The organism is Thiobacter sp. AK1, from assembly GCF_039822265.1.
Lineage (GTDB): Bacteria > Pseudomonadota > Gammaproteobacteria > Burkholderiales > Thiobacteraceae > Thiobacter > Thiobacter aerophilum.
In genome coordinates this window covers 229,373-242,696 of sequence record NZ_JBAJEX010000001.1, presented here as the reverse complement: position 1 = coordinate 242,696, position 13,324 = coordinate 229,373, and the positions used below count along the sequence as shown (strand labels likewise).

Below are 13,324 nucleotides of genomic sequence, written 5' to 3'. Positions count from 1 at the left end.
ATTCCGCGACATGGTGTAGGGCCATTCCGCAACGGGCGCACGATTGCGGTTAAAATTCACGACCGCGCGCCGGTCCTGCGCGCATTCCCTATTATGCTGGAGTCTCAATGCGTCCCGCCCACATTGCCGCCATTCTCGATCAGGAATTTCAAGCCACGCTCAGCGGCCAGCACACCCCAGTCATGCTGTGGGGACCGCCGGGTGTGGGCAAGTCGCAGATCATTGCCCAGATCGCCAAAAAGCATGGCGTGCCCCTGATCGACATCCGTCTGTCGCAGATGGAGCCCACCGACCTGCGAGGTATTCCCTTCCGCAAGGAAGACTATGTGGAATGGGCCGTACCCGCCATGCTGCCGGACGCGAAGCGCCATGGTCCCGCGGGCATCCTGTTTCTGGATGAGATTACGTCGGCGCCTCCCACAGTGTCCACTGCGGCCTACCAGCTGATCCTGGACCGGCGTCTGGGTGAGTATCAGATCCCGGACGGCTGGGCGATCTTCGCTGCAGGCAATCGCCAGGGCGACCGGGGGGTGACCTACACCATGCCCGCGCCGCTGGCCAACCGCTTCACCCATTACGAGATGGAGGCGCATCTCGACGACTGGGTGGCTTGGGCTCACGCCAATCAGATCGACGAGCGCATCATCGGTTTCCTGCGCTTCCGCCCCGATCTGCTGTTCCATTTCGACCCCGCGCACAATCCCATCGCCTTTCCTTCCCCGCGCTCCTGGGAATTTGCCCATCGGGCAGTCAAGAAATTCGGCCACATGCCAGACCTGTTGCGGGATACGCTGGAAGCCTGCGTGGGGCCGGCGGCGGGCGTGGAAGTGAAAGCCTTCATCGACAGCATGGATCAGCTGCCCGATATCGACGCCATCGTCAACGGCCAGGACAGCCATGTGCCCCAGGGCATCGATCTGCAATATGGCGTGGCCGCAGCCTTGGTGCGCCGCGCGGTGTTGGCCAAGGGCACGCCGGATGCCAACCGGGTGCTGGGCAACGTGCTCAAATACGCCCGCCGTTTCCCGCAGCGGGAAATGGGAGTGATGCTGGTCACCGACCTGCACCGCGCGGTGGGCAAGCCGCTGTTCGCTGTGCCGGAATTCGCCGAGTGGGCGAACAGCATCACCGATCTCATGCTCTACGATCTCAAATAGGTTTGACCATGTCCTCTCCCTTGCCCGAGGTGCCGGATCTGGAGGCGCTCAAGACCAAGCTCTCGGCGGCGCGCACCCGGCTGATCCTGGAGAAACCCTTCCTGGGTGCCCTGGTCATGCATTTGGAGCTGAAGGCCGTGGACCCTGCCCTGTGCCGCTCCACGGGCACCGATGCGCGGCATTTCTACTACAACCCAAGCTTCATCCGTCACCTGACCCTGGCCCAGACCCAGTTCATGTTGGCGCACGAGGCCATGCATTGCGCGCTCGCCCATTTCGCGCGGCGTCATCATCGGGAGCGCAAGCGCTGGGACGTGGCCTGTGACCACGCCGTGAATCTCATTCTCTGGGAAGAGGGGCTGCAACCGCCACCCGGCGTGCTCATGAATCCGGAATACCATGGCCTCACGGCGGAGGAGATCTATCCCCTGATCCCGCCTGATCCAGATGAGGAGACGATAGACAGTCATCTCTACGACAGCGAGTCCAGTAGTGGTTCGCAAAGTCGGCCCGATCAACAATCGTCCGCCGACCGCGGCGATTCCCAGCAGGATGCGGGCAGGGGCGCGGGGCAGGGCAACCTTGATGAGCCACCGCCCGACTCGCTCCAGGGAGAATCGCCGGGCCAGGCCGCGAAACAGCAGCAGGGTTTAGGCAGCCAGCGTGAGATCGAGGGCTTGACCGAGACGGAAAAGGAGGAACTGGGCCGGCAGTGGCAGCAACGGCTCGCCGCCGCCGCCCAGCAGGCGGCGATGGCAGGCAAGCTGTCCAAGACCCTGGCGCGTATGGTGGACAATCTGCTGCAGCCGCAATTGCCTTGGCGCATGCTGCTTGCGCGTTATCTCAAGACCGCCGCGCGTGACGATTACAGCTTCCAGAAGCCCTCTCGGCGTGAGGGGGACGCCATCATGCCCAGTCTGGCTTCCAGCATGATCGACGTAGTGGTGGTGTTGGACACCAGCGGTTCCATCGACGATGAGGAGCTGCGCGAATTTCTCTCCGAGGTGGACGTGATCAAGGCCCAGATCCGCGCCCGCGTCACGCTCCACGCCTGCGACGACCGACTATGCGAGAACGGACCTTGGCTGTACGAGGTCTGGGAGCCGCTTACCCTACCGCGCGATCTCACCGGCGGCGGTGGCACCGATTTCCGTCCCGTCTTTCAGTGGCTTAACAGCCAGGGTATTCGCCCGGACGTGCTGGTTTATTTCACCGATGCGGAAGGCGAGTTCCCGCCGCTGGAACCCGCCTATCCCGTGATCTGGCTGGTGAAGGGTAAGGCGCCGGTGCCCTGGGGCCAGCGCATCCAGCTCAACTGAGGCGGGTCGGTCCGGCCCTGGCGCGCAACGTTTCGATTAGGCCCTCCAGATCGATCTCGCTGTCCGTTGTCACGGTGAGCACGGGCTCGTCGGCGCTGGGGGGCTCCAGCCAATGACTCTGCAAGGTCAGTACACGCAGATCGGCCTCAGCCGCATCGGTGCCTGCCGCGTGACGCGTGGCCACGCGGGCACGCAGCGTGGCCTTTCCCGCCTGGCACGAGAGGATCACGAAGGCATGGTCCCGGGCCGCCTGCCTGGCCGCGTCGCGCTCGCTTTTTTTAAGATAGGTCGCGTCCAGAATGCAGGTGAAACCCGCGGCCAGAATGACAGGCGCCAGGCCGTGCAGGCGGGCGTAGGTGCGGCGGGTGGCTTCAGCGGTGTAGATGTCCTGGCCGGTACTGCGTTCCAGGGGTTTCAGGCCGAATAGGCGCTTGCGCTCCACGTCGGAGCGGAGGCGAATCGCGCCCAGCCGCTCGGCAAGACGCGCCGCCAGGGTGCTTTTGCCAGAGCCCGACAGTCCGTGCATGACGATGAGTAGCGGCGGCTCGGCATGCTGGAAACGGCGCGCTAACGTCATGTACTGTTCATAGCGGCGCCAGGCTTTAAGGCGGGCGTGCTCCTCTATACCGGGCTGTGCTGCTTCGAATGCGGCCACCTTCGCCCGCACCACCGCGCGGAACACCAGGTAGTAACGCAGCACGCCGACGCCCGGATAATCCCCGGTCTGCTCCAGATAGAGGTTGAGGAAACGCCAGCCCAGCTCGGGGCGGCCTTGGCTCGCCAGATCCATGACGAGAAAGGCCACCTCGCTCATGACGTCTATCCAGCGGAAGGCTTCGTTGAATTCGATGCAATCGAACAGCCGGATCCGGCCGTCGATCACCACCATGTTGCCGGTGTGCATGTCGCCGTGGCATTCCCGCACGAAGCCTTCCTGCTTGCGGCGCTGGATCAGGGGTTCGAGCCGCGCCAGCTCTGTTTCGGTCCAGCGCGCCAGGGCCTGCAATTCCCTCCGCTGGGCGTCGCTTCCCAGAAGCGGCTGGATCTGTTCCACGTTCTGGCGCGCTTGGGCGGCCAAGGTGGTGGGCATGCCCCAAGGCGTATCCGGGCTGGCCACGGCGATGCGTTGGTGCAAGGCGGCCACATCGCATGCCAACGCATCGATTTGCGCCTCGCTGATCTCACCGCGGGCCATCGCCTCGGAAAGCAGCGAGCCGGGCGGAAAACGCCGCATCTTGAGGGCGTACTCGATGGCGGGACCCTCGCCGCCCAGGTGAGGATCCTCATGACTGCCCGTGATGGGCAGCACCGCCAGGTAGAGCTCGGGGGAAAAACGGCGGTTGAGTCGCAACTCCTCTTCGCAGTAATGGCGGCGGGCGGCAAGGGTGGTGAAGTCGAGAAAACCAAGGTCGTAGGGTTTCTTGATCTTGTACGCGAATGCCCCGGCCAGTAGCACGGTGGAAATGTGCGTCTCGATCCGCGTAACGCGCTCCACCGGGTGGGGATAGCGGCGCGGATCGAGGAGAGCATTGACCAGGATCTGGTGCAAGCGGACGGGGTCTGGCATGGGGATGCGACCGGCAAGCTGATTTTGCAACATTAGCGAAAACCTGATGGAAGGTGGGGAATTTTTCGGGGCGGCCGGGGTCGCAGGCCAGCTGTGTTAGAATCGCCCGCCTTTTTCCTCGTCATCTCGAAAGTCAGGTTCGCCCATGTCCCGCGCCCTTCGCAACATCGCCATCATCGCCCACGTGGACCACGGTAAGACTACCCTGGTGGACAAGCTCTTGCATCAGGCAGGCACTTTCGCCGCCCACCAGCAGGTGGTGGAGCGCGTGATGGACAGCAACGATCTGGAACGGGAGCGAGGCATCACCATTCTCGCGAAGAACACCGCCCTGAACTACGAAGGGACCCACATCAACATCGTGGATACGCCCGGCCATGCCGATTTCGGTGGCGAGGTGGAACGCGTGCTGGGCATGGTGGATGGCGTGCTCTTGTTGGTGGACGCGGTGGAAGGCCCCATGCCCCAGACCCGCTTCGTGACCAAGAAAGCGCTCGCCCTGGGTTTGAAGCCCATCGTGGTGGTCAACAAGGTGGACCGGCCAGGAGCCCGTCCCGACTGGGTGGTGAACCAAACCTTCGAACTCTTCGACCGCTTGGGCGCAACCGAGGAGCAGCTCGATTTTCCAGTGGTCTATGCTTCCGCGCTCAATGGCTATGCCACCCTCGATCTCAAGGCGCCTGTGGGCGACATGCGTCCCCTGTTTGAGACCATGCTGCGCCACGTGCCGCCGCCCCAGGGTGACCCCGATGCGCCGCTGCGGCTACAGATTGCTGCCCTGGATTATTCCTCCTTCGTGGGCCGCATCGGCGTGGGCCGCATCGCCGACGGACGCATTCGCCCCGGACAACAGGTCGCTGTGGTAGCCGGTCCCGGTGGGGCGATGAAGACCGGACGCATCAACCAGGTGTTCGCTTTCCGTGGGCTGGAACGGGTGCCGGTAGAGCAAGCGCAAGCGGGTGACATCGTGCTCATCACCGGCATCGAGGAGATTGGCATTGGAGTCACCGTCACCGACCGCGACGATCCCCGGCCGTTGCCATTGCTGCAAGTGGACGAGCCTACGCTCACCATGACCTTCCAGGTGAATACATCACCCCTGGCGGGCACCGAAGGCCAGTTCGTTACCAGCCGCCAGATCCGCGAGCGACTGCACAAAGAGCTCCTCACCAATGTCGCCCTGCGCGTGGAGGACACGGCCGATGCCGATGTCTTCCTGGTCTCGGGGCGGGGTGAGTTGCATCTCACTATCTTGTTGGAAAACATGCGGCGCGAGGGCTACGAGCTGGCGGTGGGCAAGCCGCGGGTGGTGATGAAGGAGATCGACGGCGTGAAATGCGAGCCGTACGAGCTGCTCACGGTGGACGTGGAAGAGGCCCATCAGGGCGCGGTGATGGAGGAACTGGGCCGCCGCCGCGGTGATCTTACGGATATGCAACCGGACGGTAATGGCCGCGTTCGGCTGGAATACCGCATTCCTGCGCGCGGGTTGATCGGCTTCCAGTCGGAGTTCATGACCCTCACCCGGGGCACGGGCATCATGAACCATGTCTTCGACGACTACGGTCCGGTGAAGCCCGACATCCCCGGCCGACGCAACGGCGTGCTGATCAGCCAGGAAAACGGCGAGGCCGTGGCCTATGCCCTGTGGAATCTGGAAGACCGTGGCCGCATGTTCGTAAGCCCTGGTGACAAGCTGTATGAAGGCATGATTATCGGCATCCACAGCCGGGACAACGACCTGGTGGTGAACCCCATCAAGGGCAAGAAGCTCACCAACATTCGCGCCTCCGGCAACGACGAGGCGGTGCGTCTTACCCCACCTATTCGTCTTACGCTGGAATCGGCCGTGGAATTCATCGAGGACGACGAGCTGGTGGAAATCACACCCCAATCCATCCGCCTGCGCAAGCGGCATCTAAAGGAGCACGAGCGCAAGCGCGCGGCACGGCTGGAAAACGTGGCATGACAGCAGTGCTCACTGGCCGTTGCGCGGGATGCGCAGGCCGGCCTCCAGCTTCTGCATCGCCGCCAGCAGTTGCCCGGTGCGGTGGGCTACCCGCGATTCCAGCTCTTCGTTGATCTTTTTGAGCTCCGCCGTGCGCTCGGCGACCCGTTGTTCCAGCTCGTCTCGTGCCTGCTGCAAGGCCTGCTCGAATGCTTGCCGGCGGGCGATCTCGGCTTCCAAGTGATGCTGGATGGCGCGCAGCCGACGGTTCATGTGCAGGGTGTAGACGTAGGCCGCGGCGAGGGCGATCACCACGAGGGCGAGGGCGGCCAGCCAGCCCCAATAGCGGCGGGCGAGCTGGGCGTAGTCGGGACGACCATAGCGTCCATAGGGACCCACGCCCAGTTCCATCATCAGCTGGTGCACGTTGTGGTAGTCGAGCGGCACCGTCCATTCGTAATAACCGCCGGCCTGGGCGGCGGGATGGTTGGGCGGCATTTTCAGCAGCGCAATCGCGACCAGCTGAGCCAGGTCGTCTGGGGTGTGGCGCAGCACTGCGAACGCCCAATCCGGATAGAGTTCCGTGCTCAGTGCATAGGGAAAATTCTCCACATGCCGCGCGTTGAGGACATGAAAATCCCGCAGCTTGATTTTTCCCTCCAGCGCCAGACTCTCCAGCAGACCGGTACGCACTGTGCCGGCGTCCACCTGGCCGTCGCGCACTGCAAATACGATCTGGTCTTGTGGAAAACCAGAGTAGTGCAGGGCGCGCAGATCCCGTGTCGGCTCGATGCCCTGTCGCTTGAGTTCGCGCCAGGCTAGCCACCAACCACCGAAGGCATTGGGATGCACGGCCATGAAGCGTTTGCCGCGGAGATCCGTCAAGGTGCGAATGTCCCGCCGGTCGGCGCGGGTGAAGATCACCGCGCCGAAACGACTCAGCCCACCTGTTGGCGCGTGACTCTTGAGGGTGGCGATGCGGGTGATGCCGTAGAGGAATTCCAGCTCCGCGTAGGATCCTGGGTTGGTGAGCACGAATTCCACGTCGCGGTATTCCACCGCGGGACCGATGTCGTCGTTGGTCAAGGGGACGATGACGAAATTGTGACCCGGGATCTCGGCGGACAGGTAATGCGCCGTGGGGGTCCACGCCCGCAGGGCGTCCTCCTTGCCACGGTGGGCCAGGACGCCGACGCGCACCAAGCGGTCCGCCGCCTGGGTGTCGTCGGCGAACGGCAGCATGCCAGACAGAACCAAGAGCATGGCGGCAAGCAGGCGGCGGGCGGAAGCCATGGCGGGGTGGAAGAAGCTCGGGCGCTTGAGTCTAGCACAGGGCGTGTGGCGGTTCCTTTCCTTTGCAGATTGCGCATCGAGGCAAGAAAGACCCACGAAAACGGCCATGCCAATCCTTTGGTTTCCGTCTGTCGAGGACCGGCGCCGGAGCCGTCGTTCCTTGCGGGCGAAGCGAGCGCCGGAATCCAGAACCGCCATACGCCCCGGCACCGTAGGCCCGGATACCCCCTTGCACGGAAACGAGGGTCTAAATCGGGTAGCGGCACGATTGCCGTGCTTGTCACCTGCTTTCGCAAGGCTCAATAATCGGAGCATGGTTTCCACTGCCCGTACACTCGCGCCCGGCGCGTCCCTCCCCACGCGGCAAGCGTGGCTTGCCGCCCATGCCGCGAGTTACGACGCGCCCGCGCGCGAAGCGCTCGGCGTGGCCTTCGATCTGGCCAAAAAGGCCTATGGGGAGCGGCGTACGCCCCAGGGTGAACGCCTATTCCTGCATGCCTTGGCGGTGGCGGGCGTGATCGCCGATTCTCAACTGGATCACCAGGCGGTGGCCGCGGCGCTTCTCGCTCACGTCCTCGACGGCGAGCTGCTCGCGCCGGAAACACTGGCGGCCAAGCTGGGGGAGGATGTTTTACGCCTGGTGCAGGGCGTGGGGCGCATGGATCAGGTGCACCGGGGCGTGTCGAGCCTCGAGACCCGCCGCGGCGAGCCCGTGAATCAGGCCGAGTCGCTGCGCAAGATGCTGCTGGCCATGGCCGAAGACATCCGCGTGGTGTTGATTATTCTGGCCGAGCAGGTGCAATTGCTGCGCGAGCTGGTGAAAAGCGAACATCCCGCGCGCGTCCAAGTGGCACGGGAAGCCCAGGAAATCTTCGCGCCGCTCGCCAACCGGTTGGGTATCTGGCAGCTCAAATGGGAGCTGGAGGATCTCGCCCTGCGCATTTTGGAACCCGAGGTCTACAAGCGCATGGCACGCCTGTTGGACGAGCGGCGGCTGGACCGCGAGCAATACATCGCCTGCGTCATCGAGATCCTGCGCGGCGAGCTTGCCAAAGCGGGGATCCAGGCCGAAGTCACCGGACGGCCCAAGCACATCTACAGCATCTGGCGCAAGATGAAGCTCAAGCACCTGGATTTCGAGCAGGTGTACGACGTGCGCGCGGTGCGTGTCCTGGTCAACGACGTGAAAGACTGCTACACGGTGCTGGGCATCGTGCATGGCTTGTGGCAACCCATCCCGGGAGAATTCGACGACTACATCGCCCATCCCAAGGCCAACGACTACCGCTCGCTGCACACTGCCGTGATCGGGCCCGAAGGCAAGGCGCTGGAAGTGCAAATCCGCACCCATGAAATGCATCGCCACGCCGAATTCGGCGTGGCCGCGCACTGGCGCTACAAGGAAGGGGTGAAGGCGAGCCAGGGCTTCGACGAGAAAATCGCCTGGCTGCGCCAGCTTTTGGCGTGGCGGGATGAGGTCGCCGCCAGTGGCGGCGATGCCGGTGAATGGGTGCAGCAGTTCAAGACCGAGCTGTTCCGCGACCGTGTCTATGTGCTCACCCCCCAAGGCAAGGTGATCGATCTGCCGCAGGGCGCGACGCCCCTTGACTTCGCCTATGCCGTGCACACGGATCTGGGCCATCGCTGCCGCGGCGCCAAGGTGGATGGGCACATCGTGCCGCTCAACTACAAGCTCCGAAACGCCCAGTGGGTTGAGATCCTCACCGCCAAACAGGGCGGGCCCTCGCGCGACTGGCTGTCTGGCGATTATCTCGTCACATCGCGCGCCCGGGCCAAGGTGCGTCAGTGGTTCCATGCCCAGCAGCACGATGCGCACCTGGCCCAGGGTCGGGAGCTGTTGGACAAGGAGCTCATCCGGCTCGGCGTGAGCGGCCTGAACCAGGAGAAGCTTGCCCAGGCATTCGGCCAACCACGGCTGGAAGACTTTCTCGTCGCCCTGGGCCGGGGGGAGTACCGGCAGCTGCAGTTGGAGCAGGCGATCCGCAACCTGGCGCCCGCACCGGCACGGGAGGTCATGCCTGCGCCGCCGCGCCGCGGGCCTTCCCGTGCGGCCAGAAGCGATGTGTTGATCGAAGGGGTGGGCAGTCTGCCCGTCGCCTATGGCAAGTGCTGCCGGCCGGTGCCACCGGATCCCATCGTTGCCTATCTCACCCGCGCCCGGGGCGCGGTGGTACACCGCCAGGATTGCCCCAACGTGCAAGGGCTAGCGGGCGAACGCAGCGCGCGCCTGCTGGCGGCGAGCTGGGCGGCTGGCGCTGACAGCCTGCATGCGGTGGATCTACTGGTGCGGGGTGATGACCGGCCAGGCCTGCTGCGCGATCTGCTGGCGGCGCTCGCCGCTGAAAAAATGAACCCGCTCGCCGTCAACGCGGTCACGGGTGGTGGGCTCACCGACCTGCGCCTCACCATCGAGGTGCGCGATCTGGAACAGCTCGAGCGCCTTCTTGCGGCGCTCACGGCCGTGCGCGGCGTGCGCCTGGCGCGGCGCACGGCGCAGGGTGTACCCACTTGAGGCCGGTTCGAGGCCATGGTGGCTGGACGAATACAGGCGTTTGTTTCGGCGAGCCGGCTCCGTTATAATTCGCCCTCCCCAGGCGCGTAGCTCAGCTGGTTAGAGCATCACCTTGACATGGTGGGGGTCGTTGGTTCGAGTCCAATCGCGCCTACCAGTTACCCCGCGAGAGTCAGGCCCTGCCTGGCTCTTGTTGTTTGCAAAGCCGCAATCAGAGTCGTCCAATGCCCACAATCCATTTGCCCGATGGGTCCCAGCGCAGGTTCGATCATCCCGTGACGGTGGCCGAGGTGGCGACCGCCATCGGGCCTGGCCTGGCGCGGGCGGCGCTGGCCGGACGGGTGAACGGCAAGCTGGTGGATACCTCCTATCGCATCGAGGACGATGCCGAGGTGGCTATCATCACCGACAAGGACCCGGAAGGGTTGGAGGTGATCCGTCATTCCACCGCCCATCTGCTTGCCCAGGCGGTCAAGCAGCTCTTTCCAGAGGCTCAGGTCACCATTGGTCCGGTCGTGGAGGATGGTTTTTACTACGATTTCGCCTACAAACGGCCCTTCACACCCGAAGACCTGGCAGCGATTGAAAAGCGCATGCAGGAGCTGGCGCGCCAGGATCTGCCGGTCTATCGCATCGTCATGCCGCGCTCCGATGCCATCCAGTACTTCAAGGACCTTGGCGAGCACTACAAGGCCCAGATCATCGAGTCCATTCCAGAAGGGGAGGAGATCTCCCTCTACCGCCAGGGCGACTTCACCGATCTGTGCCGCGGCCCCCACGTTCCCTCCACCGGCAAGCTCAAGGTGTTCAAGCTGATGAAGCTGGCTGGTGCCTACTGGCGCGGCGATTCCCGCAACGAGATGCTGCAGCGCGTGTACGGCACCGCATGGGCGCGCAAGGAGGATCTCGACGCCTATCTAAACCGCCTGGAGGAAGCGGAAAAACGCGATCACCGCAAGCTGGGCAAGCAGCTGGATCTGTTCCATCTGCAGGACGAGGCGCCGGGCATGGTGTTCTGGCATCCCAAGGGCTGGATCATCTGGCAGGAAATCGAGCAGTACGTGCGCGCCCAGTTGCGTGCCCATGGTTACCTGGAGGTGCGCACGCCGCAGGTCATGGATCGGGTGCTGTGGGAGAAATCCGGTCACTGGGAGAACTACCGCGACCACATGTTCACCACGCACTCGGAAAACCGCGACTACGCGGTCAAGCCCATGAACTGCCCAGGGCACATCCAGATCTTCAACCAGGGCATCAAGAGCTACCGCGACCTGCCGCTGCGGCTGGCGGAGTTTGGTGCCTGCCATCGCAACGAGCCTTCTGGCGCGCTCCACGGCATCATGCGGGTGCGCGCTTTCGTGCAGGACGACGCTCACATTTTCTGCACCGAAGAGCAGATCCAGGACGAGGTCTCGGCCTTCATCGACCTGTTGCTCAAGGTGTACCGGGACTTTGGCTTCGGCGAAGTGTCCGTCAAGCTTTCCACGCGGCCGGAAAAGCGTGTCGGCTCCGACGAGACCTGGGATAAGGCCGAAGCAGCGCTGGAAGCGGCGCTCAAGGCCAAGGGGCTGGCCTTCCAGCTGCAGCCGGGAGAGGGCGCGTTTTACGGGCCGAAAATCGAGTTTGCCCTCAAGGATTGCTTAGGGCGTGTCTGGCAGTGCGGCACCATCCAGCTGGATTTTGCTCTGCCGGAGCGCCTGGGGGCGCACTACGTCGCCGAGGACAATAGCCGTCGGGTGCCGGTCATGCTGCACCGAGCGATCCTGGGCTCGCTTGAGCGTTTCATCGGTATCCTCATCGAACACCATGCCGGCGCCATGCCGGTATGGCTTGCCCCGGTGCAGGTGGTGGTGATGAGCATCACCGATGCCCAGACGGGCTACGTTGAGCGGGTGGCCGAAGAAATGCGCGCTGCGGGACTGCGCGTCGAAACGGACTTGAGAAACGAGAAAATAAGCTATAAAATTCGAGAACATAGTTTGCAAAAACTGCCCTACCAGGTCATTTGCGGTGACAAGGAAGTGCAGGCAAACCAGGTGGCCGTACGCACTCGCAAGGGCGAGGACCTGGGTCAGATGACGGTACCGGCGTTCATCGAACGCGTGCGCCGGGAGATCGCGGCCAAGGGGTGACGGCTGGATTTGGCGAGGAGCCCGCTGAAGGCCTCAGCGGGCTCCTCGCTTTAACTTGATTGGAGGTTTCTGCTATCGCTCAGGAAAAAGAGGCGCGTGTCAACGAGGAGATCACTGCGCCACAGATTCGTCTCATCGGCATGGACGGCGAGCAGTTGGGCATCGTCAGCCGCGAACAGGCGCTGGCACTCGCCGAGGAGAACGACATCGATCTCGTGGAGATCGCGCCGACCGCCCAGCCGCCGGTATGCAGGTTGATGGACTACGGCAAGTTCAAGTACCGCGAAAGCAAAAAGCGGCATGAGGCGAAGCTCAAGCAGAAGCAGATCCAGGTCAAGGAAGTCAAGTTTCGTCCGGGCACGGACGAGGGAGATTATCAGGTCAAACTGCGCAACCTGATACGTTTCCTGCAGGAAGGCGACAAGACCAAAATCACACTGCGTTTCCGGGGCCGGGAAGTGACCCATCAGGAGCTGGGCTTGCGGCTCCTGAAGCGGGTCGAGGCCGACCTGGCCGAATATGGCCAGGTGGAGCAATACCCGAAGCTGGAAGGTCGGCAGATGGTGATGGTGGTGGCGCCCCTGAAAAAGCACAAGCCGGAAAAGGGTGGCAAGAAGGAAGCGGCTCCGAAAGAAGCCTGACTTCGGCCCGTGGCTTGTTTCGATGAATCGGCCCCCCGCGCCAGCGGGCGTGGTCAGGGAAGACGGGAGATCCCGCTTCCGCCAATGCGGAGTATCGAGAAATGCCCAAGATGAAGACCAAAAGCGGTGCGGCCAAGCGCTTCAAGGCGCTGGGTAGTGGTGCAGTCAAGCGGACGCATGCCAATTTGCGTCACATCCTCACCAAGAAGACCACCAAGCGCAAGCGCAACCTGCGCGGCATGACGCTGGTGGATGCAAGCGATGCGCGTCGCATCCGTGCCATGATGCCCTACGTGTAAAGGAGACCGCCTATGCCTCGCGTCAAACGTGGTGTGACCGCCCGTGCGCGTCACAAAAAGGTGCTGGAGCAGGCCAAGGGCTACCGCGGCCGTCGCAAGAACGTCTATCGCATCGCCAAACAGGCCGTGATGAAGGCTGGTCAGTATGCCTATCGTGATCGGCGCCAGCGCAAGCGCCAGTTTCGCGCGCTGTGGATTGCGCGCATCAATGCCGGTGCCCGCGAATTCGGTCTGACCTATAGCCGTTTCATGAACGGCCTGAAGAAAGCCGCCATCGAGATCGACCGCAAGGTGTTGGCGGATCTTGCGGTGTTCGACAAACCCGCATTCGGTCAGTTGGCCGAGCGGGCCAAGGCCAGCCTCGCGGCGTAAAGCGCCGATTGATCCGCCTCCGGGCCTGCCGCCGGGCGCAGCCGGCGCCACCGCCAGCCCGGG

General features: G+C 63.5%; 10 protein-coding genes and 1 tRNA gene. 9 read left to right on the top strand and 2 right to left on the bottom strand.

Annotated features, from left to right (window positions below; all coding sequences use genetic code 11):
• Positions 1-107 precede the first annotated feature (107 nt).
• The gene (locus V6E02_RS01245; RefSeq protein WP_347306358.1) at positions 108-1,157 is read left to right on the top strand and encodes an AAA family ATPase; all 1,050 of its coding nucleotides are present in this window, start codon (positions 108-110) and stop codon (positions 1,155-1,157) included.
• Between the two features lie 8 nt (positions 1,158-1,165).
• Entirely contained in the window at positions 1,166-2,476 is a 1,311-nt protein-coding gene (locus V6E02_RS01240; RefSeq protein WP_347306356.1) for a vWA domain-containing protein, read from the top strand.
• On the opposite strand, the gene V6E02_RS01235 is transcribed toward V6E02_RS01240, so the two are convergent.
• The gene (locus V6E02_RS01235) at positions 2,469-4,076 is read right to left on the bottom strand and encodes a bifunctional aminoglycoside phosphotransferase/ATP-binding protein (RefSeq protein WP_347306354.1); all 1,608 of its coding nucleotides are present in this window, start codon (positions 4,074-4,076) and stop codon (positions 2,469-2,471) included. The two genes, V6E02_RS01240 and V6E02_RS01235, sit on opposite strands and share 8 nt — an antisense overlap.
• 112 nt (positions 4,077-4,188) lie before the next feature.
• On the opposite strand from V6E02_RS01235, the gene typA reads away from it, so the two are divergent.
• Complete coding sequence (typA, locus tag V6E02_RS01230) at positions 4,189-6,012, top strand: translational GTPase TypA (RefSeq protein ID WP_347306353.1); 1,824 nt, start codon at positions 4,189-4,191, stop codon at positions 6,010-6,012.
• 9 nt (positions 6,013-6,021) lie between these two features.
• Here typA and V6E02_RS01225 read toward each other — a convergent pair whose 3' ends face one another.
• Positions 6,022-7,284 (bottom strand): PhnD/SsuA/transferrin family substrate-binding protein, encoded by a 1,263-nt coding sequence (locus V6E02_RS01225; RefSeq protein WP_347306351.1) that lies wholly within the window; start codon positions 7,282-7,284, stop codon positions 6,022-6,024.
• A 313-nt stretch (positions 7,285-7,597) separates the two neighbouring features.
• Between V6E02_RS01225 and V6E02_RS01220 the strand changes: the two genes are divergently transcribed.
• The 6 genes from V6E02_RS01220 to rplT all read left to right on the top strand — a co-directional run bounded on the left by V6E02_RS01220 (position 7,598) and on the right by rplT (position 13,261).
• Positions 7,598-9,817, top strand: a complete 2,220-nt coding sequence (locus V6E02_RS01220; protein WP_347306349.1) for a RelA/SpoT family protein — start codon at positions 7,598-7,600, stop codon at positions 9,815-9,817.
• An 80-nt stretch (positions 9,818-9,897) separates the two neighbouring features.
• A tRNA-Val gene (locus tag V6E02_RS01215) sits at positions 9,898-9,974 on the top strand.
• Between the two features lie 67 nt (positions 9,975-10,041).
• Entirely contained in the window at positions 10,042-11,949 is a 1,908-nt protein-coding gene (thrS, locus tag V6E02_RS01210; protein ID WP_347306347.1) for a threonine--tRNA ligase, read from the top strand.
• A 59-nt stretch (positions 11,950-12,008) separates the two neighbouring features.
• Positions 12,009-12,590, top strand: a complete 582-nt coding sequence (infC, locus tag V6E02_RS01205) for a translation initiation factor IF-3 (protein WP_347306345.1) — start codon at positions 12,009-12,011, stop codon at positions 12,588-12,590.
• Between the two features lie 101 nt (positions 12,591-12,691).
• Positions 12,692-12,889, top strand: coding sequence for a 50S ribosomal protein L35 (gene rpmI, locus V6E02_RS01200; protein WP_347306343.1), 198 nt, complete (start codon positions 12,692-12,694; stop codon positions 12,887-12,889).
• A gap of 12 nt (positions 12,890-12,901) precedes the next feature.
• Positions 12,902-13,261 (top strand): 50S ribosomal protein L20, encoded by a 360-nt coding sequence (rplT, locus tag V6E02_RS01195; protein ID WP_347306341.1) that lies wholly within the window; start codon positions 12,902-12,904, stop codon positions 13,259-13,261.
• Positions 13,262-13,324: the final 63 nt, after the last annotated feature.